This is a genomic window from Cyclobacteriaceae bacterium (assembly GCA_013141055.1).
Taxonomy (GTDB): Bacteria; Bacteroidota; Bacteroidia; order Cytophagales; family Cyclobacteriaceae; genus ELB16-189.
Genome location: JABFRS010000002.1, coordinates 1,074,049 through 1,097,279, shown reverse-complemented (window position 1 = coordinate 1,097,279; position 23,231 = coordinate 1,074,049). Strand labels below are relative to the sequence as shown.

Annotated in this window: 19 protein-coding genes; 9 read left to right on the top strand and 10 right to left on the bottom strand. The window is 43.9% G+C overall.

Translation table 11 applies throughout. From position 1 onward, the window contains the following. The first annotated feature begins 17 nt into the window (after window positions 1-17). The gene (locus HOP08_19430) at window positions 18-1,145 is read left to right on the top strand and encodes an MFS transporter (protein NOT77102.1); all 1,128 of its coding nucleotides are present in this window, start codon (window positions 18-20) and stop codon (window positions 1,143-1,145) included. A 44-nt stretch (window positions 1,146-1,189) separates the two neighbouring features. On the opposite strand, the gene HOP08_19425 is transcribed toward HOP08_19430, so the two are convergent. Continuing rightward, complete coding sequence (locus HOP08_19425) at window positions 1,190-2,542, bottom strand: rRNA methyltransferase (GenBank protein ID NOT77101.1); 1,353 nt, start codon at window positions 2,540-2,542, stop codon at window positions 1,190-1,192. A 41-nt stretch (window positions 2,543-2,583) separates the two neighbouring features. Between HOP08_19425 and fahA the strand changes: the two genes are divergently transcribed. Genes fahA through HOP08_19405 form a run of 4 tightly spaced genes read left to right on the top strand, consistent with a single transcriptional unit; the run spans window position 2,584 to window position 6,203 of the window. After that, window positions 2,584-3,855: a fumarylacetoacetase gene (gene fahA / locus HOP08_19420; GenBank protein NOT77100.1), complete on the top strand. Its 1,272-nt coding sequence runs from the start codon at window positions 2,584-2,586 to the stop codon at window positions 3,853-3,855. Window positions 3,856-3,864: 9 nt separating this feature from the next. Next, window positions 3,865-4,341: a hypothetical protein gene (locus HOP08_19415; GenBank protein NOT77099.1), complete on the top strand. Its 477-nt coding sequence runs from the start codon at window positions 3,865-3,867 to the stop codon at window positions 4,339-4,341. After that, window positions 4,322-5,194 carry a flavin reductase family protein gene (locus HOP08_19410; protein ID NOT77098.1) on the top strand — a complete coding sequence of 291 codons (873 nt, stop codon included), beginning with the start codon at window positions 4,322-4,324 and terminating at the stop codon, window positions 5,192-5,194. Before HOP08_19415 ends, HOP08_19410 begins: the two co-directional genes overlap by 20 nt. A 25-nt stretch (window positions 5,195-5,219) precedes the next feature. Further along, complete coding sequence (locus HOP08_19405) at window positions 5,220-6,203, top strand: hypothetical protein (protein ID NOT77097.1); 984 nt, start codon at window positions 5,220-5,222, stop codon at window positions 6,201-6,203. Window positions 6,204-6,252: 49 nt separating this feature from the next. Here the strand turns inward: HOP08_19405 and HOP08_19400 are convergent, their stop codons facing one another. Both HOP08_19400 and HOP08_19395 read right to left on the bottom strand, forming a co-directional pair. Beyond that, window positions 6,253-7,230, bottom strand: coding sequence for a pyruvate dehydrogenase complex E1 component subunit beta (locus tag HOP08_19400; GenBank protein ID NOT77096.1), 978 nt, complete (start codon window positions 7,228-7,230; stop codon window positions 6,253-6,255). Between the two features lie 124 nt (window positions 7,231-7,354). Then, the gene (locus HOP08_19395) at window positions 7,355-9,127 is read right to left on the bottom strand and encodes a hypothetical protein (protein ID NOT77095.1); all 1,773 of its coding nucleotides are present in this window, start codon (window positions 9,125-9,127) and stop codon (window positions 7,355-7,357) included. Window positions 9,128-9,321: 194 nt separating this feature from the next. Here HOP08_19395 and HOP08_19390 point away from each other — a divergent pair, with 194 nt between their 5' ends. Continuing rightward, the gene (locus HOP08_19390) at window positions 9,322-9,540 is read left to right on the top strand and encodes a PspC domain-containing protein (GenBank protein ID NOT77094.1); all 219 of its coding nucleotides are present in this window, start codon (window positions 9,322-9,324) and stop codon (window positions 9,538-9,540) included. A gap of 26 nt (window positions 9,541-9,566) precedes the next feature. Here HOP08_19390 and HOP08_19385 read toward each other — a convergent pair whose 3' ends face one another. The 5 genes from HOP08_19385 to HOP08_19365 form a co-directional block, all read right to left on the bottom strand. Next, on the bottom strand, window positions 9,567-10,583 hold the full coding sequence (locus HOP08_19385; GenBank protein NOT77093.1) for a glycosyltransferase family 2 protein: 1,017 nt from the start codon (window positions 10,581-10,583) through the stop codon (window positions 9,567-9,569). After that, complete coding sequence (locus HOP08_19380; GenBank protein ID NOT77092.1) at window positions 10,580-10,915, bottom strand: YbaB/EbfC family nucleoid-associated protein; 336 nt, start codon at window positions 10,913-10,915, stop codon at window positions 10,580-10,582. The genes HOP08_19385 and HOP08_19380 overlap by 4 nt, the downstream gene beginning before the upstream one ends. Window positions 10,916-10,981: 66 nt before the next feature. After that, complete coding sequence (locus tag HOP08_19375; protein ID NOT77091.1) at window positions 10,982-12,874, bottom strand: T9SS type B sorting domain-containing protein; 1,893 nt, start codon at window positions 12,872-12,874, stop codon at window positions 10,982-10,984. A gap of 5 nt (window positions 12,875-12,879) precedes the next feature. Further along, window positions 12,880-14,373 (bottom strand): histidine ammonia-lyase, encoded by a 1,494-nt coding sequence (hutH, locus tag HOP08_19370; protein NOT77090.1) that lies wholly within the window; start codon window positions 14,371-14,373, stop codon window positions 12,880-12,882. A 24-nt stretch (window positions 14,374-14,397) separates the two neighbouring features. Beyond that, the gene (locus tag HOP08_19365; protein ID NOT77089.1) at window positions 14,398-15,762 is read right to left on the bottom strand and encodes a histidine--tRNA ligase; all 1,365 of its coding nucleotides are present in this window, start codon (window positions 15,760-15,762) and stop codon (window positions 14,398-14,400) included. Between the two features lie 134 nt (window positions 15,763-15,896). On the opposite strand from HOP08_19365, the gene HOP08_19360 reads away from it, so the two are divergent. From HOP08_19360 to HOP08_19350, 3 genes are all read left to right on the top strand, one after another. Next, on the top strand, window positions 15,897-16,061 hold the full coding sequence (locus tag HOP08_19360; GenBank protein NOT77088.1) for a hypothetical protein: 165 nt from the start codon (window positions 15,897-15,899) through the stop codon (window positions 16,059-16,061). A gap of 221 nt (window positions 16,062-16,282) precedes the next feature. Further along, the gene (locus HOP08_19355; protein ID NOT77087.1) at window positions 16,283-20,284 is read left to right on the top strand and encodes a CHAT domain-containing protein; all 4,002 of its coding nucleotides are present in this window, start codon (window positions 16,283-16,285) and stop codon (window positions 20,282-20,284) included. Between the two features lie 962 nt (window positions 20,285-21,246). Continuing rightward, window positions 21,247-21,606 carry a hypothetical protein gene (locus HOP08_19350; protein ID NOT77086.1) on the top strand — a complete coding sequence of 120 codons (360 nt, stop codon included), beginning with the start codon at window positions 21,247-21,249 and terminating at the stop codon, window positions 21,604-21,606. Here the strand turns inward: HOP08_19350 and HOP08_19345 are convergent. After that, a complete protein-coding gene (locus HOP08_19345) occupies window positions 21,570-22,142 on the bottom strand; it encodes a hypothetical protein (protein NOT77085.1) in 573 nt (190 codons plus the stop codon). The two genes, HOP08_19350 and HOP08_19345, sit on opposite strands and share 37 nt — an antisense overlap. 35 nt (window positions 22,143-22,177) lie before the next feature. Continuing rightward, window positions 22,178-23,170, bottom strand: a complete 993-nt coding sequence (locus HOP08_19340; protein ID NOT77084.1) for an SDR family oxidoreductase — start codon at window positions 23,168-23,170, stop codon at window positions 22,178-22,180. Window positions 23,171-23,231: the final 61 nt, after the last annotated feature.

Below are 23,231 nucleotides of genomic sequence, written 5' to 3'. Positions count from 1 at the left end.
AACGACATTTTAATTTTATGGAACTCTCCTTGTCCCAAACCGAACCCTTTATTCAGGAAGAAAAATCTACTACCATTCAGTGGCGCCAGTTATGGAGTCTTGCAGCATTGTACGGCTCTATTGTCATTGGATGGATCGCCTATCAGAACTATCAGCCTAAGTTGCTGGAAAAATTTCACTTCACAGAGTTTACACTTTTCCTGACCATCGCGCAGGGAATTATTCTAGTGATCACACCACCCATCGCCGGTAAGATCGGAGACCGGTTCAGAATCAAGAGCGGTCATCGTCTTCCCATCATAACACTTGGAATTTCTTTCGCTGCTATGGTTTTTATGGCAGTGGCCTTTACGCTATTTACCAATCCGGGAGAAATATTCCGATGGATCCTTCCGATACTTATTATTTTCTGGTTGATCGCCATGAGCATCTTCACCAGCCCGGCCTTATCTACCATAGAACTTTTCACCCCGATCGAAAGAATGCCGAAAGCAATGGCATTGCTGACAATCGTTGGTAATTTATTGTATGCCCTCGAACCAGTGATCGTTGATATCATTGATTTTCTTGGAGCTCCTTTGACTTTTGTTACCGGTGGATTGATCGTTTTCCTTTCTGGATACTTCTTGCGTGAGAACTCACTAAGCCTCTTTAAACAAAAGGGAGTCAGCGTTGAAGCGGTTAAGAAAGACGTGTCAGATGAAAATCATTGGGGATTCATTTTCCTGATGGGACTTGGAATGGGATTGGCAACATCAGTAATGTTTAATCTCTTCCCAAGAGTGTATGACGAACTGCTGGGCTTTAATGGTAAATGGATGCTGGTGTTGATCCTGGTGGTTTCCGCCGGACTTTCCCTTCCTCTCAGTAACGTAGTAAATAATCTTGGACTGAAAAGATCCTTCTATCGTGGAATGATTGTGATCATAGGAAGTATGATTGCGATCTTCCTGACAGGCAGTGCCGTCGTGGTGATCATTCTTACAGCAATGTTTACCGTCGTGTATGCAGTGTTATCTGTGAGTACTCTGCCTTTGGCAATTCAATTAGCAAGAAGCAATGAAAAGGTCTTGTGTGTCGGGATTTTTTTCAGTGGTGTAGCACTGCCCGACGCCATCATTCAAACAGTATTGTTGGTTTTTTAGTTGGTTTTTAATTTTTGGGATGTTGGTTTAGTGAAGAGTGGGGCCTAGTGCCCCATTCTTATTCTCCAGGATGCCGGATACAGATTATTCAATCTGTTTTGTAATACATTGACCCATCCGAGTGGAAGACCCTCAAATTCCACCAGCGTGAATCCTAAATTTTCAGGAAGAGAAGTCATTTGATTTTTACTGAGATAGTCCAGCGCTTCTTCACGTGATACAGAAAGTGTATTAAAGTTTCCTTTGTTCAGTCGCAAAGACATGGCGAGCGCATGATCCGGCACAAACTTATTCTTCATGATCTCCAGTACTGCCGTGCCCGCAGATAATACATTGAGGTGATTTAATGCAAGATTCAGTTCGGCAGTCTTCCCGTTAGGCATCATGCGAACAGTTTGATTGTGCAAAAAGAAATTCTGACTTTCTGAATTTTGTACCCATTCTGAAAAATCCTTTACCTGTGCTTTCGTAGGATAGTTAAGACGATCCTTCGATTTTAATGACTGTATATTCCTGTCATCACTTTTCCGGATCACTGAAAGAAAGAATCCTTCTCCTCTCACCTTATGAGGGAATAACTGATAGCCGATGCAGGAGCCAGACCCGATAGTCTCAACGTTCCATTCTTTTGGAACAGATAATTTCAAAAAAGAAGCCTCCCCCTGATCATAAATCCATTGAAGATTTTCAAGATTCTCTTTTTGATTATAGGTGCAGGTCGAATAGATCAATGTACCTCCCGGTCGCAGACTGGACCATACATCACCAACAATTCTTCGCTGACGCAGAGAACACAAATCTACATTCTTCGGTGACCATTCATTGACAGCGTGCGGATCTTTACGGAACAGTCCTTCTCCTGAACATGGAGCATCAAGAATAATGAGATCAAAGAAATCAGGGATCCGGTTGAAGTCGGCTGGATCGCTATTGGTAACAATAACGTTATCGGTTCCCCACTTCTGTATGTTTTCAGACAAGACGGATGCCCTGCTTCGGATCACGTCGTTGGAGATCAGCAAACTATCTGAGGAAAGAAGACTTAACGCATGTGTTGACTTTCCTCCGGGAGCAGCACAAAGGTCCAGCACGTTCAGCGACTTCTTCAAGTCGACACATTGCAGCAGCGCCTGTTCCAAAAACATCGAACTCGCTTCCTGAACATAATACGCTCCTGCATGAAAAGCAGGATCCAGCGTAAAGACAGGCCTTTCCTCAAGATAATAACCGTACTGACTCCAGGGTACTTTAGAGCCTGATGGCTGAATTAACTTTAGAGGATTAACCCGAATGCTTACTGGAGGAGGTTGTTCTAATGCAGTATGAAAATTATTAAAGTCAGAACCCAGCCGGGACTTCATGTAATTGTCAAACTCTTCAGGAAGATGTAATGCCACAATCCAAATTAGACTATTTTTGAACACATATAAAACAAGGTATGATTTCTCCGAATGATCCGAAATTAAAAAGCTGGTTAGCAGTTCCTGAAAAATCTGATTTTCCGATTCAAAATCTTCCGTTTGGTATTTTCAAGACACGTTATTTAAGACCAGCGGCAGGAGTGGCAATCGGTGAGTTTGTTATCGACCTTGTATATCTCCATGAGCACGGTTTTCTTGATGGACTTGGCCTTCCGGTAGGAATATTCAACAATAAGCATCTCAATAATTTCTTTGCATTGGGAAGAAAGAAGGTGGGAGAGGTGAGAGAAAGAATTTCAGAATTGCTTCAGCATGACAATGATGAGCTAAGAGATCAGGTTGCAGCACGCGAAATAGCGTTGATCAGCATGGAAGAGGTCCAGATGTTATTGCCCGTCAGTATTCCAAATTATACGGATTTTTATAGCAGTGAAGAACATGCAACGAATGTAGGATCTATGTTTCGCGATCCAAAGAATGCATTGCTTCCAAACTGGAAACATTTACCCGTTGGCTATCACGGTCGTGCGTCCTCTATTGTTGTTTCAGGAACACCTATTCATCGCCCTAAAGGACAGATAAAAACTTCAGAAGCAGAGCCTCCGGTATTTTCAGCTTCACGGAAGCTCGACTTCGAACTTGAAATGGCATTCATTACGTGTACTAATACTACTTTGGGTAAACCGGTTTCAACAACCGATGCAGAAAATCACATCATTGGTTTTGCCTTGTTCAATGACTGGTCTGCACGTGACATCCAGCAATGGGAGTATGTGCCGTTGGGACCATTCCTGGGCAAGAACTTTGGATCAACGTTGTCGCCATGGATTGTAACACTGGATGCATTGGAACCATTCCGGTTAAAAGGACCAGAGCAAATGCCACAGGTGCTTCCTTATTTATCATATGAAGGCAAAAAGAACTTTGATATCCATCTGGAAGTTTTGGTGTCAGGTGAGAAGAGTGCTCCCAAAACAATATCTCGTTCTAACTTCAAATACATGTATTGGAATCCCGTACAGCAACTGGCACATCACACTGTAAATGGCTGCAACATTGAAGTAGGAGATGTTTATGCATCAGGAACCATTAGCGGACCAACCCCGGATTCATATGGATCACTGTTGGAGATAACATGGAATGGCACAAAGCCTTTAACATTGAGCGATGGCTCTGAAAGAAAATTCATTGAAGACGGAGATTCAGTGATCATCCGGGGCTTTGCGGAAAAAGATGGAGTCAGAATTGGATTTGGCGAGTGTAGTGGAAAGATTTTACCAGCACAATAGATTTAGAATTTGAAGCGTGTATCTATTTTCTATGCGGTTATAGCAGGACTAACGGTTCTGGATAGCTTTCTTTTGTCGAAGCCTAATCTCCTGGGTAAGATAGGATTGATCATCTACAAGTATCATTATCTCAGAACATTCCCAAGAACATTGATGACGGTATCCATTGTCGTTATCATTTCTCTGTCAATCGCTGAACTGACAAAGATCCTGGTGAAAAACCAAACCGTGAAAAGAGCGACGGGTAAAATTATCCTGAGCTTCCTGATTCTTTTGTCTGCTGCAGCATTGATAAAAACAGGAATGGATTTTTCTGGCTGGACCTACAATCATACCGGGCACCGTTTTAAGTATGGTGCTTATCTGTTACCCTTTATTCTGATTTCGATCTTCACATTCGCGTTGATCAGTCTTCCTAAATTGCCGGGAATTGCCCCGGTTGAAACCATTAACAACGAGCCTTCTGATGCTGACAATAAATCCTAAAGACATTCCTTTCACCAGGTTTCATGGATATCTCCAGGGAGCTGTTGTTCCCCGCCCGATTGCCTTTGCCAGTACCATCGACAGGGAAGGTGGTGTGAATCTGAGTCCGTTCAGTTTCTTCAACGTATTCAGTTCAAATCCTCCCATTCTGGTATTCTCCCCATCGAGAAGAGGTCGCGACAACACCGTCAAACATACACTGGAGAATCTTCGTGAAATTCCGGAGGTGGTCATCAACATTGTTAACTATGCAATGGTGGAGCAGGCTTCATTAACGAGCTGTGAATTTCCAAAAGGTGTGAATGAATTTATGAAGGCCGGACTTACGGAAGTGAGCTCGGGAATCGTGAGACCGCCGCGGGTAGGTGAGTCTCCGGTAGCGATGGAGTGTAAGGTGAATCAGATCATTGAGTTAGGAACGGGTGGAGGCGCAGGCAATCTCGTCGTCTGTGAGATAGTGCTCATGCATATTAAAGAAGAAATTCTCGATGAGGTCGGTCGCATTGATCAATTCAAGATTGATGCTGTGGCGAGGATGGGTGGCGATTATTATTTACGGGCTCAACGCGATGCTATTTTTGAAGTCGCCAAGCCAAATCAGAATATCGGACTTGGATTTGATCAGTTACCGGAAAGGATCAGGAAGAGCCCGGTGCTCACTGGAAACGATCTCGGGAAATTAGCCAATGAAGAAAAGCTGCCGGATGCAAACGCCATTGCTGAATGGGCAAAGTTGCCGGAGGTGGCAAGCGCTGTCAAAGGCGGAGAGAAGAGTGTCCATGAACTGGCAAAGAAATATTTAAGCGCTGGAAAAGTCGTGGACGCCTGGAAAACTCTTCTTGCTTCTGCTTGAGCTCCTCTGCTTTTAAATACCTGCTATGAGATTCATCTTGATTTCTGCACTGTTGTTATTCACTCTATCTGTGAATGCTCAGGCACCGGTTTATACCAACATTGATTCTTCAGCTACTGCCACAATTATTCTGGAAGGCTATCCGGATTGGATTGAACTTGAAAAGAATTCAGTTTGGATCTCCAACGGAGGACTGAATGCCATCCAACGCATCAATCCAAAAACAAATCAGGTGGAGGCTGAAGTAAAGATCAATGAACCCTGTGCTGCGTTTACCATTGGTTTTGGATCCGTTTGGGTAATGAGCTGCGGAGATAAAGCTCTTAAGCGAATAAGCCTCGATGACAATCTTGTGAAAGCATCTATTCCTTTAACGATTGCCAGTGATGAAGGAAGCATTGTTGCTGACAGAAATGGAATCTGGATTTTATCAAGTGAGGAAGGTGTATTGACCCGCATTGATCCTGCCACGAATGAGGTCGTCGCTCATATAAGAGTCAAGCCCCATTCTTTTGCAGCAATGGCAGGTTATGGTTACATCTGGATCACCAACACCGGTGCAGCAGATGCAAAAACAAAAGGCTCCGTTCAGGTGATTGACCCACGCACGAATAAAATAACAATGACCATACCAGTGGGCATTCAGCCAAGATTTCTTGCTGTTGGTGAGAAAGGTATCTGGGTATTCAATCAAACAATGGGAACTGTATCCCGCATTGATCCTGAAACTTATAAGGTAGTAGCGACGATTGATTGCGGCCTGGCCGGAACAGGCGGAGATATCTCTGCGGGTGATGGATATGTATGGGTCAGAGGTAAAACAGAACTGATGGTGGTGATTGATTCAAAGACCAACCGACCCGTTGCAAGATTCGGTCCTCCTGCCGGAAGCGGAGCTGTGAGAGTGGGAGCAGGTTTTGTATGGATATCTGCTCATGATGTAAACAAGGTCTGGAAGCTGGAAGTTAAAAAAATGAAGGAACTAAAGAGTAAGGGTATAAAAAAATGAGACCCGATTCAGAACCGGGTCTCATTTATAACTTCCTGATCTTCTCTGATTATTTATACAGTACCGTTTTTACTGCTTTGATGGTCTTCTCAACATTCGGAAGAATTTCCTGAATCAAAGTAGGTGCATAAGGAAGGGGAGCATCCCAGTTATTAACACGCTGGATAGGTGCATCGAGATAATCGAAAGCATGCTTCTGAACATGATAGGTGATCTCAGTGGCGATGGATGACAACGGCCACGCCTCTTCAACAATAACCAGGCGATTTGTTTTCTTAACAGACTCCACTACGGTTGCGTAATCAATCGGACGAACAGAGCGAAGATCAATCACTTCAACAGAAATATTTTCCTTCTCAAGTTCAACGGCAGCAGCCAAGGCTACTTTCATGATCTTGCCAAATGAAACGATCGTAACATCCGTACCGGCACGTTTTATATCGGCAACACCAATTGGGATAAGATATTCCTCTGCAGGAACTTCTCCTTTATCTCCATACATCACCTCAGACTCCATGAAGATAACAGGATCACCATCACGGATGGCAGTCTTCAAAAGACCCTTTGCATCATATGGATTGGAAGGAACCACCACCTTTAATCCGGGAGTGTTTGCAAACCAGTTCTCAAAGTTTTGTGAGTGCTGAGCTCCCAGTTGTCCTGCATTCCCGGTAGGCCCGCGGAATACGATCGGGCAGCTATACTGACCGCCTGACATTGAATACATCTTCGCGGCAGCGTTGATGATCGTGTCGATTGCTACAAGGGAGAAATTGAAAGTCATGAACTCAACAATCGGGCGGAGGCCATTGGCAGCCGCTCCTACGCCAATACCTGCAAAGCCTAACTCTGCTATAGGAGTGTCGATCACACGATCCGGACCAAATTCATCCAGCATCCCCTGACTGACCTTGTAGGCACCGTTGTATTCGGCCACCTCTTCACCCATGATAAACACACTCGGGTCTCTTCTCATCTCTTCACTCATTGCCTCCCGAAGGGCTTCCCGAAACTGAATTTCGCGCATACGATTGTTTGTAAAGGCTGTAAAAGTAAATAAAATGATCGAATCACCGAATGACCGGTTTACTTCCAGGCAATAAAAAAACCCCATCCTTTTGGGACGGGGTTTTTTAAGAAAGTTGTCTTGATTATTTCAAAGCATTACGGAAAGGCTCAGTTGAAGCATATTTGCTGAACTCGAGGTCTGTCAAAGCTTTGTCTTTCAATGTTGGATCAGCCTTTACAGCGCTGGTAAGGTTGCTAACAACCAGGTCAGCATTTCCTGAACGGGCTGCTGCAACAGCTGCTCCGTAGTATGCTACTGCATAGTTGCTGTTCTTGGTAGTTGCTTCGTTGAAAGAGCTTGCTGCGTTAGCATAGTCCTTAGAAAGAAGCTGAGCTAAACCTTTGTTGAAAAGATTAACATCAGTAGTTGAGGCAGAAGACTCAGAGCGAACCGCTGCATCGTATTTAGCGATGTAGATTTCAGAAGCACCCTTTACGCCATTCACACCACGTGCTACGTCGTTGCTTGCTCCGTTAAGAGCTTTGTTAGCATAGCTTGCTGCCTTGTAAGGATTGCCCTTCATCAAAGCGATCGTAGCCATGTTAGCATTGGTTTCTGAAGTTTCCTTCAATTTAGCGGCAAGTTCAATTTGAACAGAAGCCTTGTCAGCCAATTCAGCGGCGCGACCAGGATTGTCAATTGCCAACTGGATATAAGCAGCACCTAAGTTGTTATGTGCATTCCAGTTAGAACCTTTTTTAGTAGCAGCTTCGTAGATCGCCATTTTCTCATCAACAGAAGGAGTCAATGTAGCAGAGTACATCATTTCTTCGTAAGAAAGACCATCTGCTGGAGCTGATCCCTGAACGATTTGCTTAGACAAAACTGAGATCTCAGCATCTGTCTTCTTGCTCTTCTTGGTAAGGATCTCAGTCTTTGCAGTACGCAATCCTGGATATACTTCCTTGAATACCTTCTTGTATCCTGGCAATTTCTTCATTTGTTTCTCCTGATCTTCAAAAGAACCACCGTTGTTCACGATGTTCATGTAAGCAGATTTTTCATCAGAAGAGATTCCCTGATATGCAGACAACGCAGCAGTGAATCCGCTCCAGTCGTCAACAACAGGCTTGATCACAAACTTGATAGAGTCAGCCATTTTCTTGTAATCGTACTTTTTCATTTGAGCACGATAGTATTTTTCGATAGCCTTAGCACGTTCTTCACACAACTTGCTGTTGATACGCTCGCGACCTTCCGGTGAGTGAGTACCAGTGATAGAAACCGTGCGGGTAATGTTCTTTGAAGCGATGAACGCATCCAATTGCTTAGCCTTGTCACTCTTCATTTCTGAAGTGCGCAATACTGATCTTCCTTGTTCGAAATAGAAGTCAGGAATGACAACTGGTACGATCTCTTCCTTGTTGTTATAACCATGGTCTGCAAAAGCAGCGTAGTATGAGTTCTGAACCAACTTGCTGGTGGTGATGATACCTACCGCAACATCCAGACGAGGAGTAGTTTTAGTTTTTGTTCCTTTTTGAGCAACACCTTCTACCTGAAGAGTACCTGTCTTGTAAGCAGGATCGTAAGGGAAAGTAAAGCTCTTTGTGATCTTTGGTTGCTCAGTAGCAGCACTTGGATAGTCATCTCCTTTGAAAGGGATTGTTGGAAGTGTAACTTCTTTATCTCCGTACTTGTAGAATGTATTAAGAGTGTAAACGGTACCCTTCTTCAACATTTTTACAGGCAATGCCGCTGCAATTTCATAGGCAACCGTGTCTTTATGTACTTCTAACGGATTTGGTGTCACCGTCAGGTTCTGCTGCTTCGCAAGTTTAATCATTTGCGGAAGCGTGCAACCAGTCAGGCTTAACATGCCGATGATCACAACTAAGTATACTACTTTTCTCATGGATGGTTTTTTAAGGTTATCTAAAACGTGCCGCAAAGCTACGGCTAACGCCATTTTTTTACAATATTAGTCAAAAAAATAAAGAGGAAGCCATCCGGTACCGCCTCGAAAGGCGTTATATTTGCGAATAGTTTTTTTCTTCGATAAAAGGCATTTTACTCAGGTAAACGAAGTTTTGGGGCATGGAAGAGCAAATGAAACGGTTGCAGCATTTTTTTCAGGAACACGCCTTCGGGGTATGTTCTGCTTTAGGTGATAAGTTGGGGATAGCTTCTTCCAGCATCCGGATATTCTTTATTTATGCCTCTTTTCTCACAATGGGCTCCCCAATCATAGTTTATCTCGGATTGGCCTTCATACTCAACATGAGAAAGCATCTCCGCCGCAGCAATAGCTCCGTGCTTGATTTCTAGTGATCCCCTCGGGTATTATCCCTGAGTTATCTTCCCTTTAACTGGCTGTATTTTTTCTTTCCAGCGATAAAGAAATCCCACACGATCATACCATGGTACTGATTGCGTAACCTCTTATATGGGAACTTCGCTGTCGACCGACGACGCAAGCGCTCTCTTCCCCAGCCACTGAAGAAGTGACGGTGAGCACGGATCACAGAGCTTCCATCTTTGAAAGAGCCTGCCAGTGTAAACTTCAATGAAGCCACCCAGTCCAGCACAATTCTTATCGGAAACTTAATAGCCAGTTCACCTGCAGGAAGATTTTTATAGATAAGACTTAACCCATTCTTAAAATTCAGATAGGTCTTGAATGGATTGGATACAGAAAGCGTTCCTCCGCCAAGATGATAAATGGTGCTGGACCCATCATAGAAAATGATATAGCCTGCCCGCTGCAACCGCCAGCACAGATCGATCTCTTCCATATGAGCGAAAAAATCCTGATCAAAACCACCCACCTCATGAAACAACCGGGTCTTCACCATCAGGCAGGCTCCCGATGCCCAGAAAATTTCCTGCGGATTATTGTATTGCCCTTTGTCTTCTTCAATAGCATAAAATAATCTTCCTCTGCAAAAAGGATAACCGAATGAATCAATGTATCCACCACCTGCACCCGCATACTCAAAAGATTTTTGCTCCTGATAGGAAAGTATCTTCGGTTGAACCGCTGCCGACTGTGGATGCTCATCGAGTTGCTTCACCAGTGGCGTTAACCAACCGGATGTAACCGCCACATCGGAATTTAACAAAACAGAATATTCTTCCTTTATGTTCTTTAATGCAAAATTATAGCCCCCGCAGTATCCAAGATTGGATCCGATAGAGATCAGATCAACCATGGGAAATTCTTTCTTTAATACTTCGATGGATGCATCCGTTGAACCATTGTCAGCAACAACAATGCGGGCGCCGACACTATGCTCAATAACGGAGGGAAGAAACTTTCGCAGCAATTCGCTGCCATTATAATTAAGGATAACAACGGCCGTGCTGGTCATCCCATCATGCCACTAAAATCCATACCCGGAATATTTGGCAATATCCCATCAGTACTTTTTCTGATTTCTTCTTTTGCCTTGACGTCTACTTCTTCCAGTGCGCGATTGACAGCAGCAACGACTAGATCCTGAACCAGCACTTTATCATTTGATGACATGATCGTAGGATCAATTTCTATGGAAAGCACTTTCTTCTTGCCGTTGACCGTTGCCTTTACCATTCCTGCTCCCGTCTCTCCCGTAGCTGTGATTTTTTCAAGATTGTCCTGGGCTTCTTTCAACCGGGTTTGCATCTCCTTCACCTTACCCATCATTTTCATCATATCCAGCATGGCGCACTATTTTAGAGGGGCAAAGATAATAATCTAAGTGCTAAGTGCGAAGTATGGATCCTGAGATCAGTTCGCGAGCAACGCTACAATTCCCTCTCTTGAGAAAGTTCTTCCCGCAAGGTCAGTGATCTCTACTTGCCAGACGTAGGTGGAGGGAGGCATGGTTTTTCCTTCACGATGGCCATCCCATGCTTCATTTTTTTCTGTAGCAAAAAGGAGGGAACCCCATCGGTCAAATATCTTTAATGTGATCTTCGAAATATATTGACCCGATACAATGAACTTATCATTGAGATTATCATTGTTGGGAGTGAAGGCCGTCGGATAATAAAGATTTGCATTCTTAATGAACTCCACAACATTTGAAACCGAAGGAAGAAGCGCAAGATCATTTGGGATCGCTCTTACAATATACCTTACAAGCTGATTGTTGAGATCGATCTGATCATCAACAAAAGTAGAATCTGTTAATGTCACCGTCCGGATCAACGTCCCCTGTATACTGTACTTTTCAAGCTGATAATGATTGACTCCGTTCTTCCATCCTTTAAAACCAGTCCAGTGAAGTGTAATCACATTACTCTTATCAAGCGTTCCTGATAATTTTATTGGACAAACCGGCGTCCCCTGGGGACTGTTATTATCACAGACATCAATATAATTAATGCGATAACAGATGTTGGCCGCTGTCGTATAGGTTGCGTCAGAGAATTTAGTAGTGCCACTGGATGATAGGAAATCATAAGTACCCCGATTGACAGATTTCAAAACAGAATAACTCTGTGGAATGAATGCTGGATCCTGTGTCCAGGTAAGATCCACACCACTAACCGCTCCAGCTAACGCGCTCACATCATTGATGAGGGTCGGTATCTTTGTCGAAAAGGACTTCACACACTTTTCAAGTGAAATGCTTTTGCTTCCATTGCTGTAATTGGTAGTGATCCGGTAGCAGTAATTTGTCTTGCAGACAATATTTGGGGCTATATCATTAAACGTCTGCGCGCCGGTTGTAAAGTAAGCACCGTTATTTCTCGAGATGGTATAATTGGAAACACCCGTCGAACTCGTGACCCATGCCAGTTGATTCGAATCACTGATAGCCGTGGCAGTAAATCTATCCGAGCAAACAATATTGGAGGGCAGAGCAGGTCCCGGAATACACGGATCATATGGTGTCAGGCGGAAACAATAAAAATTCTCGTCCAGCTTAAGGCCAGGGATCGTTACCGTATTGATTCCATAAACGTTTTGAAGGATCTGAAACGTTGTAGAGTTGTTGGTTGCAATCTCCAGCCGATACAGAACATTGACAGCAGTTGTAAAATCCAGTTTGATGGAAGAAGCATCCACCGAAGTCAGTGTATTGATAACCGGAGTCGGTAATGCTCCCAACGATGTAAAAGGCTGGGTCTTTGCATTACAGTTATCAGCAGAATTAACATTACGTCCCTTGACAGCGATCGTATACGTCCCCGGAGGTGCAAAGGTATTGTTGGCGGTAGCGTTGTTTGAAAAAGGAATCACCGCTTCAGGAGTTCCGTCGTTATTAAAATCAATAACGTATTGTTCATAGTTGCTGTCCTGAACTTTTACCTGGGCTCCGTTTCCGGAACAGGCATAGATATCAAAACTGGGCTGAATGTTTGGGACAACAGTAATGGTAATGTCATCAAAGCCAAGAGATTGATACAAAACCGTAAGTCTGTACGTTCCGGGCGTGTTATATTGATAGGTGAACTGCTGTTGAATATTGGCGCCTTCATAATTCATGACACAAGGCTTACCAGGAGTACACTCTACACCCGGACTTAACAGATTGGTAAGGGTGATCGTATAGCCGGCGCACATCTTTCTCTGGTCGACCTGAAAGCGACCCAGACGACTTACATATGGTTGCGCCATCGCTGTTGCTGCAATCGTTAAGAACAAAACAATAAGTAAGCTTCTCTCTTTCACTATGTTTATTCTTTCAAGGTAATCTCTTTTAGAAATTTTTCCGCCTTTGTCATGTCATCATGAAGCAAACGGTCTGTTTCCATAAACGGCACAACCTTACGGAAAGTATTCACAAATTCTTCCAATTGATGTGAAGTTTGCACCGGGCGCCTGAAATGCAAAGCCTGCGCTGCCGTAATTAATTCAATGGCCAGCACCGAAAAGACATTATTCACAACGCGATACGCTTTTAATGCAGCATTCGCCCCCATGCTCACATGATCTTCCTGTCCGTTGGACGAAACAATAGAATCAACGGAAGCCGGTGTGCAGAGCTGTTTATTCTGACTTACCAGAGAGGCTGCTGTATATTGTGGTATCATCAATCCGGAGTTAATACCAGGATTGGCAACTAAGTAATTGGGCAGATCACGCGAACCGCTGATCAGCTGAAAAGTTCTCCTTTCGGAAATGCTTCCCAGTTCCGCCACAGCGATACAAAGAAAATCCAGTGCCAGTGCCAGCGGCTGACCATGAAAATTACCAGCCGAAATGATCTCGTCCTCTTCCGGAAAGATATTCGGGTTGTCAGTTACTCCGTTAACCTCAGCAAGAAAAACCTGCGTTACATATTCTATACTATCGAGACTCGCGCCATGAACCTGCGGTATGCAACGGAATGAATATGGATCCTGCACATGTTTCTTTGTCTGAGCAATCAGTGCACTTCCTTCCAGTATTCTTTTGATGTCGGCAGCAACTTTCGCCTGACCTTTTTGTGGACGGATAGCATGAACTTTTTTATCAAAAGGTTCGATCCTCCCATCAAATACATCGAGTGATAAAGCACCGATCCTGTTGGCAAGCGTTAGTAAACGGTTAGCACTGATCACACACCACACACCAAAGGCTCCCATGAACTGAGTGCCATTCAACAATGCAAGACCTTCCTTTGCCTTGAAGTGAAGAGGCTGCCATTTAAATCTCTCCAGAATCTCTTTGGAAGAAAAAGTCTTTCCTTCCATCGTTACTTCACCCAGCCCGATCAAAGGCAATGATAAATGTGCGAGAGGAGCAAGGTCACCGGAAGCACCGAGTGAACCCATCTCATATACCTTGGGAAAAATGTTCTTGTTAAAAAGATCAGTTAAGCGCTGGACGGTTTCTACCTGAACGCCGGAGTAACCATAAGAAAGAGATTGCGCTTTTAAGAAGAGCATCAGTCGAATGATCTCTGTCGGAATCTCCGGTCCTGTGCCGCACGCATGTGACTTCACCAGATTATCTTGAAGTCGTTCAAGATCTTCCCTTGAAATGTTCTTGTTATAGAGAGAGCCGAATCCGGTATTCACACCATAGAGTGGTTGTGAGGTGGTAGCAATCTTGTTGTCGAGGTATTCGCGGCATTTTAAGATCTTCCCTTTGGATTCTTCCGATAGCGTCAACTGGGAATCCGGCTGAAGGATCTTTTCCAGATCAGCGAGCGTAAGAACCTTGGAAGAGATAGTATGCTGATGCACGAGTTGTTAATTATGATGACACAATTAAAAATTAGAAACAATATCAGCCAATGATAGCTTTTGCTGATCACCGGTCTTCATGTTTTTGAACGTGAGCGTGCCGGTTTTCATTTCGTCAGAACCAATGATAAGAGTGAACGGGATCTTTTTCTTATTGGCATAATCCAATTGCTTCTGGACCTTTACCATATCGGGATAAACTTCTGCAGCAATTCCTTTTTCGCGAAAGCGCCCGACAATGGAAAGAGCATACGTACGGCATGCCTCATCAAAATGACAGATTAAAACTTTGGAAGAAACTTCTGCCTCTTCAGGGAAAAGTTTCAACTCATCCATGGCATCGTAAATGCGATCCACGCCAAAAGAAATTCCAACACCTGAGCTTTTCTCCTTTGAGTCAAATACTGCCGTGAGATTATCATAACGGCCGCCGCCGCTGACACTGCCGATCGCGACATTGTTGATCTTGACTTCGAAGATGCATCCGGTGTAATAACTCAATCCGCGTGCAAGAGCAATATCAAATTCAACATGCTGATCATCGGAGCCATAGTCTTTGAGCAATGAAAGGACCTGGCTGAATTCGTCAATACTTTTGAGGGCCTGCTCGTTGGATGTAAAAGTGGTTTTAAGAAAGTCTATCTTTTCTTTTGAGCTTCCCTTGAAATTAAGAATGTCGAAAACACTTTTTAAGGATGATGGATCAAATCCTCTTCCAGTGAGTTCCTCTTTTACTTTCTCTTCACCGATCTTGTCCAGCTTGTCGATAGCGACGAACAGAGATCCTTCTTTTTCTTTTGATCCCGTCAATGCTGCGAGTCCTGAAAGGATGCCACGATGATTGACTTTGATCGTATAGTCTTTAATATTAAGTCCTTTGAATATCTCACGGATCATGAGTATGATCTCGGCCTCACAGATCAATGAATCAGTTCCAACAACATCGGCATCGCACTGATAAAATTCACGATAGCGCCCCTTTTGAGGACGATCGGCGCGCCACACCGGTTGGATCTGATAGCGTTTGAAAGGGAACGCGATCTCATGACGGTTCATTACCACGAAGCGTGCAAACGGAACCGTGAGATCATACCGGAGACCTTTTTCGGAAATAGTGCTGGTAACTTGTTTTGAGTTTTTGCTTGCCAGTTCGGAAGCGTCGGCATCCTTTAGGAAGTCACCGGAGTTCAGGATCTTGAACAACAACTGATCACCCTCTTCACCATACTTCCCGGTAAGGGTAGAGAGATTCTCCATGGCAGGAGTTTCGAGGGGCAGGAAGCCATACTTTTGAAACACCACGCGAATCGTGTTGAATATAAACTGTCGCCTGGCCATCTGCTCGGGGCCAAAGTCACGGGTGCCTTTTGGGAGTGTCGGTTTGTCCATAATTTCCGGGCTAAAACTAACAGTATTCGCTGGAATTAGGCCTTTTTGAGTGCGGGAATCCTGATAAAATCACGCAAGGCATTGTAATACCAAGAAACAAGATTAATTTTGCGCCTCTTTAAAACGAACAGACAATGGGAGTAACCAGACTCAAGCGCAAAAACCGCAAAGACAGAGCCAAATCAGCCCGCAGAAGGCTTACGCTGAAACTTCAGAATTTCCAGCCAGTTGCCCAAGGCGTAGATATTGAGAAGATCAAGGAAGAATTCAAGGCTAAGAAAGCAGCCGCTAAGAAATAATTTGAGGATTCAGTAATTAGATAATTTGGTGATTGGAGTTTTTTCCAATTGCTGAATTATCCCTTAATCAGTCTTTTGCCTCCAGGTCTCTTAAGGGTTTTCTCATTCTGGAAAACGCTCATCACCCAATCAACTTATTAATCAAATCAGGTAAATACGCAGAACTGCGGATGTTATCTCATTTGTAATACAATGAATTTGCATGCAAACCCTTATTTGGCATGCGTGTCTTATCAGCTCTCTTCCTTTGTCTTACAACATTCAATGTTCTATCTCAAAGTACAGCGCTCGCTGACTTCAATAAGCTTTATCCTGTAGCGGAGGAAGCGCTGAGATCGAAAGACTATCCCAAAGCCGAAGAACTTTTCCTGAAAGCCAGGGATGCAGCTTCCAAAGCCTTCGGACCTAACTCTGCACAGCTGCGGAATGTCTACTGGTCGCTTGCCTACGTTTATAAAGACAGTAATCAACCTGCAAAAACAGAATCATCTTACAATGATGCGTTGAAAGTGCATCATACTCTTAAATCTACCGGCGACGATTCAAAAGACTTTGTAAGCTTCACGGAAGAGATAGCCAAGTATTTTGGCGATCAGAAAAAGTTAACGACCTCTATCAGACTTTATAAAATGGCTGCCGCAGAACGCGAGCGGCATAAATTTTTTGAAGGCTGGAATTACTATTGGGATCTGAAGCATACTCTTGATTATTTGTATGAGCTCGGAAAGAAAGATTCACTTGATTATTACTTTGAAAAAATAACCAATGTCCTTCCGGTAACGGAACCTGCATATGTTTCTCATATCACCGACTGGGCATGGTTCTCCATCAGCCAAAAGGCACAGAATAATTTTGATCGCATTGAAAAGTATTGTGAAGAGTATCTCAATATCAAGAGTCAGAAAAATGAAAAGGATGCATACTATGCGCGCTGTCTGATTGTTTACGGACGCTTACTTGCAGAACGCGGTCAGACACAGCGGGGTCTGAAAAGCCTTGCAGAAGCACGCGTTGTGCTGGAGCCAATAAAAGATGCCAATAAAATCGTCTACCTGAAAGGTCTTTACTATCAGGCTGAAGCTTACAATGCACAGAAGAAGTATGATGCTGTTGCGGATAAGCTCTTTTCAGATTACGAAAAGATAAATGAGCAATGGGCAAGTGTGGATCCACGAACCTATGATGATGGCCAGATGGAACTCCTCAATTATAATTACTGGAAAGGAAATTATCCGAAAGCGGAAGCCCTGGTAAGAAAATCCATTGTTGCCTTTGAGAAGCAGTACGGAAAGGATGACAAGGATTACAAGCTGCTGAATCTTTTCCTTGCGGGAATCCTGGAGAAGCAGGGGAAGATGGAAGAATCACAGAAGATTGTAAAATCTTTTTCTGCAAAAGATGAAAGCGATGTGATCGAAGCATTGGGACTGAATGAGTCAATGGGTGAAGCAGAAGAGTTGGGGCGGTATCTTAAAAACTCGGAGTATGTAAAGGCTATCAGATTATTTGAGAAGAGTGCGGGAATGATCGCTTCCGCGTTTATCAAAAAGAACGATTATTCCGCTCTGGTGGATATTAATCTTGGAATGGCATATTGTTATCGCGAGATCGGAAATTTTTCCAGTGCAGAAGTGATCCTGCTGGAAGCTGATAAAATTGCTCATGAAAAACTCGGACGCACTCATCCATCTACCATTCTTGCTACCTGGAATAAAGGTGAATTCTATCAAACCGTTGGTTCGCTGGGTCTTGCCAAAGGCTATTATGATGAAGCTCTTGATATACTGGATGAAATAAGAACAGATGCGAACAAGAAAGAAAATGATGAACAGTATTATAACATACTTTCGCGAGTAGCCGGTATTTATCAAGCCTGGGGTGATTTCAAAACAGCAGAGAAGCTTTACTATAAAGTGCTGGGATATAAAGAGACTGTCTTCGGCTACGGAAGTCTTGAGTATGTCACTACCGACAAGGTGCTCGCGGATATGTATCATGCCATGAAACTTTTCCCGCTGGCAGAGAAAATCTATGATCAGGTGGAGCCTGAGATTAAAAAGTCAGGAGATGAAGCAACCTACATTAGTTTGCTCAGCAGCATGGCGATCAACTACCAGGTGCGGGCTAATTATGCCAAAGCAGAACCGTTGTTTCTAAAAGTTAAGGATTTCTATGCAAGAACGTATGGCATGAAGAGCGAGCGATACGCCGCGATCCTTTCTGACCTTGCCGTATTCTACTATCATTCCAATCAATGGGAAAAATCAATTGCTGCTTTTCGCGAACTGAATCAATTGTCAATCTATAAAGTCGACAACTTTTTTGCTTCCCTGTCGGAGCGTGAGAAGACGGCATTTTATTCAAGTATTCAAAAGGCGTTCAACAAGTACAACTCTTTTGTCATTCACTATGCCGACAAGAACCCGTCAGAAATGGGTGAGTTCTATAATCTTCAGCTGATGACGAAAGGATTGCTTTTCCGATCTACCAATAAAGTAAGGGAGACCATCCTGGCCAGCAAGGATGATAGTCTGAAGGCACTGTATAATCGTTGGCTCATGAGAAAAGATGTGCTTTCAAAGGTGTATCAAATGGGAGATGATGAAAAGAAAGCAGCGGGCATCAATGAAAAATTAATGGAGGCAAGTGTGAATGAACTTGAAAAGAGTCTCACAAAAAGATCCGAGCAGTTCACAAGCTTGCTGCCGGCACGTCCCGACTGGAAACAGATCCAAAAGAAGCTTAAGCCGGGAGAGGCGGCGGTGGAAATTGTAAGGCTCTATGATGCACGACCTGTCTACGAATTCGATTATATCGGCAAGGGATTCCAGTATGATTCTGTTGAAAATGATTTTTATAATGTAGATATAGTATTATCAAGTCGTACGCCTGCTCATCGTGCCGGAATTAAAGAAGGTGATCAGCTCATGGAGATCAATGGACAGACCACGAAAGGTAAAACCGTTGAACAGATTGGTGATCTGATCAGTGCGAATCCGGCAAAGCTGAAATTGAAAAGGAAAGGAACATCTACAGTGTATAATGTAGAGCTCAAATCAGATTCAGTTTTCAACTTCACATACAACAATCCTGTAATCTATGCTGCCTTGATACTGACACCGGAGACGATCAATAACCCTCAATGGGTATTGCTCAATAATGGCGACCAGTTGGAGAAGAGGTATCTGCCATATTATAGAAATGCGATCAAATCAAAACTCGAGGATCAGTATTCTTATAACATGTTCTGGAAACCGATTCGTGAGAAGCTGAAGTCCGCAACGACAATTTATTTCTCCCCGGATGGAGTCTATAACTCAATCAATCTCAATACACTTTACAATACAGAGACGGGAAATTATCTGTTGGATGAAATGAAGATCAAGCTGGTGGGCAATACTTCTGATCTGCTGAAAGAGGCTCCGGTGGCTACAGCGTCACAGATTGTTCTTGTTGGTTTCCCTGATTACAATGCTTCAGGAACTGCGGCTGCCAATTCAAACCTGACTTCCCTTATGGATTTCAAAGTGCTGAAGAGTGACACCAGCCAGCGGTTCATGAGTGGATCGGTTGTATCAGAGTTACCGGGCACGCAGGCGGAGATCAATGGCATTGAGAAAGTTTTTCTGAGTAAAAAATCTCCGGTGAGCAAGTGGATGTCAAGGCAGGCCTCTGAAGAAAATCTGAAGAGCCTTCATTCACCAAAGGTCTTGCACATTGCAACGCATGGGTTCTTTATGGATGATGCAGCAACATCCGGAAATGAAAGAGGCATTACAGGGATGTCAGGATCGATGCTCAGGAGCAATGCATTGTTTCGTTCCGGATTATTACTTGCGGGTGCGGGGAAAACAATTTCAACAGGAAAGGAGAATGCTCAATCCGAAGATGGAATTCTGACAGCCTATGAAGCGATGAACCTGGACCTGCAGAAAACAGAATTGGTGGTGTTGTCTGCCTGTGAGACGGGACTGGGCCAGGTGAAAGCTGGTGAAGGAGTGTATGGATTACAGCGCGCCTTTCGTTCGGCAGGAGCACAAAGTGTGTTGATGTCTTTATGGAAAGTGGACGATCAGGCGACACAGGAACTGATGACAAATTTTTATCAGCAATGGCAGAATGGAGGTTCACGATCTGATTCATTCACCAGTGCGATGACAAAGCTGCGCACCACATTCAAGCATCCATATTATTGGGGGGCATTTGTAATGATTGGTAACTAGGTTTGGGATCATTGCTTTAGGTTGGTGTTCACCAACCGCTTTCAGATGTTAGATAGACACGGATGATCAGCTACGCTGATGGGAATGAAATTCATTGTAAAGAATGTTGCGTACCTACGGCACGCTGGTGCAGATTCCGGACTACATTGACTACAAAGATTTGGTCCCTCCGGGACCGTTAGCAAACGGTAATGATAGATTAAGGAGGTAAGTGCTATAGATCGTTATCTAATAACCCAACGATTTGGTCCCTCCGGGACCGTTAGCAAACGGTAATGATAGATTCAGGAGGTAAGTGCTATAGATCCGTTATCTAATAACCCAATGTGATCTTTAAGTCGATGCTGGTCCCGGAGGGACCCAATATTTGTAGAAATCGAATGATTAAGTTGGACCAGCGTGCCGTAGGTACGCAACAATATTATGAACGATTACATTTTGAAAGCATTCTTGTATCCATGAGTTGAGCTCTAAAGCAAACGCTGTTCATATACTTTCCGCAGCTTTAGCTGCATTCGTGTCAATCCAGTATATGAAGTAAAAGCAATTCATCCGTGAATCCGCTACACCCTATAGCCTTGGTGTTATAGGGTGGTCCAGCATTTTTTCGATATCAATCGCCACTTACAACAAAGCACAAATGCACCCGAATAGGATACTCATTGGGATATCATCCGATACTAATCCGGTATTAGCCTATGAAAAGAGTAGTGGGAACCTGGGAAGAACCTAGCCTGAACCTAGACAGAACCTAGCCTGAACCTAGGCAGAACCTAGCTTGAACCTAGCCTGAACCTAGCCTGAACCTAGGTAGAACCTAGCCTGAACCTAGCTCGAACCTAGGCAGAACCTAGGTAAAACCTAGGGTGGAGGGTCATTTTTGCCGATTATAACCTTGAATTACGCGTTATGACTAACCGTAAAATAACCTCTTCAGACTCCGGCTTATAAAATCAAAGCGTGTGCAGAATGACAACAGAAAGTACGCTCAAGCAGTGCTAAATGTTCCAGATTGGATTATTTTTTTTTATAATGTTATAGCCCACGGTTTTAACCGTGGAACCATGATGATTGGTTATTTCACCTCAACCATTTTAATGGTTTCTAAATTAATTAGCGTTGAAATGGTTGCCGATGCAGGCATCTGTCGCGCTCTTGGTTATGCTTCTGCAGCTTTAGCTGCATCCGTGTCTCCCGATATCTATCGGGACAATTTAGCAGAAGCAAAAGCTTTTTTTATCGGTGAATCCGTGATCACTGTTTTCGCTAAGGCCTTTCCCAAGGCTCATATCCCCAACTGCGCCCTCAGCTCGTCATCATAATCCAACTCCATCACCACAAAGTCCGTCTGAATATCCGGGTTAATATTTATCCCCAGCTTCTTGCTCAGCGTTGCAACTTCACCTACACAAAACTTCTCATTGATGTTGTATCCCTTTTCTTCCGCCAGGGGGGTGCCGCTGTTTTCATGAACTCTCTTTCCACTGACAAGAAAGTTCCTCACATTGACCTGATCATATTTCGCAAAGCTAAAAGTTTCAGAAGTGGTTTGAATGAGGAAGGTCCATACTTCCGCCTTCAAAAGCTTTGAAAGGTTTGCCAGCTTGATTTCTTCTGTCGGATCCACCAGCTCCGGATCGCAGATCAACGTCCAGTCGTTGTCCACCCAGATAGCACGCAGTCCTATCTCCTTATTTGCCAGCTCGAAATAATGGGCGTCCAGGTATTCGCTGACTTCATCCCAATGCTCAAAGTGCTTTTCGCGGTGGTGGTTATCATAATTAAAGACTTTGAATATCTCTGTAGCGCGGCCGCGATGATCTCCCTTGATTGCAATGATTCCTGTCGAAAAACCCATCTTATATTTTCTATGAACGATTAAGATAGAAAAAATTATCCACCGCCATAACCTCCGATGATCGGCAGGATCTCTCCGGTAATATAACTGGAGCATTGTGGTGAAGCCAGGAACACATACGCAGGCGCAATTTCTTCCGGCTGTGCAGGTCTTTTCATAGGAGTATCCTTACCGAACTTCTTGATATTCTTCTTCTTTTTGTCTGCAGGGTTGAGAGGTGTCCATACCGGTCCCGGTGCCACAGCATTCACACGTATTCCTTTTTCGATGAGATGTGTTCCCAGTGAACGTGTCAAAGCATGAATGCCTCCTTTTGTTAATGAGTAATCCAGCAGATTCTTGTTTCCCATCAGTCCTGTGACCGATCCGGTGTTAATGATGCTGCTTCCGGGCTTCATAAATTCAATGGATGCCTGGATCATATGAAAGTATCCGTAAAGATTTGTTTTCATCGTCAGGTCGAAATGTTCTTCTGAAAGATATTTTAGTTCAGGTACATGAAGCTGAAAGGCAGCATTGTTGACCAGCACATCAATGGTTTCGAATTCTTTCACAATGGATTGAACCGCATGTTTACAGAAAGCGACGTCTGAAACATCCCCGGAGATGATCATACATTTCCTTCCTTCTTTCTCCACCGCCTTTTGCGTGTCCTTTGCATCACCATGTTCATTCAGATAGAGGATGGCAATGTCGGCTCCTTCACGCGCAAAGAGTATCGCCACCGATCTTCCGATTCCCGAATCTCCACCCGTGATAATGGCAACCTTGTCTTTCAGTTTATCCGATCCTTTATAAAAAGGTGCATCGTACAGAGGCTCATCGATCAGCGCACTTTCCCTTCCCGGCTTGGTAAGATGTTTTCCTGAAAAGGGCGGCTCCGGATATTTCCGCGCTCCCGCCTGCATGGCTTTCGTGGATTCTTTGGGTTTTACTTTCTTGTCGACAACATCAATTACATCCTGGATCCTGCGTTGCTTGCGGGCGGTTGTGGATGCGTCGTGGCGGAATTTCTGATCGGTTTTCATTTAAGGTCTTTTCGTCCACAATGACAAAAACCATTCCCTCAAGGGCCAGAAAAGCATCCGG

Coding starts and splice junctions, on each gene's coding strand:
- HOP08_19430 (NOT77102.1), top strand. CDS start 18: ATGGAACTCTCCTTGTCCCAAACCGAACCCTTTATTCAGGAAGAAAAA.
- fahA (NOT77100.1), top strand. CDS start 2,584: ATGATTTCTCCGAATGATCCGAAATTAAAAAGCTGGTTAGCAGTTCCT.
- HOP08_19410 (NOT77098.1), top strand. CDS start 4,322: ATGCTGACAATAAATCCTAAAGACATTCCTTTCACCAGGTTTCATGGA.
- HOP08_19405 (NOT77097.1), top strand. CDS start 5,220: ATGAGATTCATCTTGATTTCTGCACTGTTGTTATTCACTCTATCTGTG.
- HOP08_19400 (NOT77096.1), bottom strand. CDS start 7,230: ATGCGCGAAATTCAGTTTCGGGAAGCCCTTCGGGAGGCAATGAGTGAA.
- HOP08_19395 (NOT77095.1), bottom strand. CDS start 9,127: ATGAGAAAAGTAGTATACTTAGTTGTGATCATCGGCATGTTAAGCCTG.
- HOP08_19390 (NOT77094.1), top strand. CDS start 9,322: ATGAAACGGTTGCAGCATTTTTTTCAGGAACACGCCTTCGGGGTATGT.
- HOP08_19385 (NOT77093.1), bottom strand. CDS start 10,583: ATGACCAGCACGGCCGTTGTTATCCTTAATTATAATGGCAGCGAATTG.
- HOP08_19380 (NOT77092.1), bottom strand. CDS start 10,915: ATGCTGGATATGATGAAAATGATGGGTAAGGTGAAGGAGATGCAAACC.
- HOP08_19365 (NOT77089.1), bottom strand. CDS start 15,762: ATGGACAAACCGACACTCCCAAAAGGCACCCGTGACTTTGGCCCCGAG.
- HOP08_19360 (NOT77088.1), top strand. CDS start 15,897: ATGGGAGTAACCAGACTCAAGCGCAAAAACCGCAAAGACAGAGCCAAA.
- HOP08_19355 (NOT77087.1), top strand. CDS start 16,283: ATGCGTGTCTTATCAGCTCTCTTCCTTTGTCTTACAACATTCAATGTT.
- HOP08_19345 (NOT77085.1), bottom strand. CDS start 22,142: ATGGGTTTTTCGACAGGAATCATTGCAATCAAGGGAGATCATCGCGGC.
- HOP08_19340 (NOT77084.1), bottom strand. CDS start 23,170: ATGAAAACCGATCAGAAATTCCGCCACGACGCATCCACAACCGCCCGC.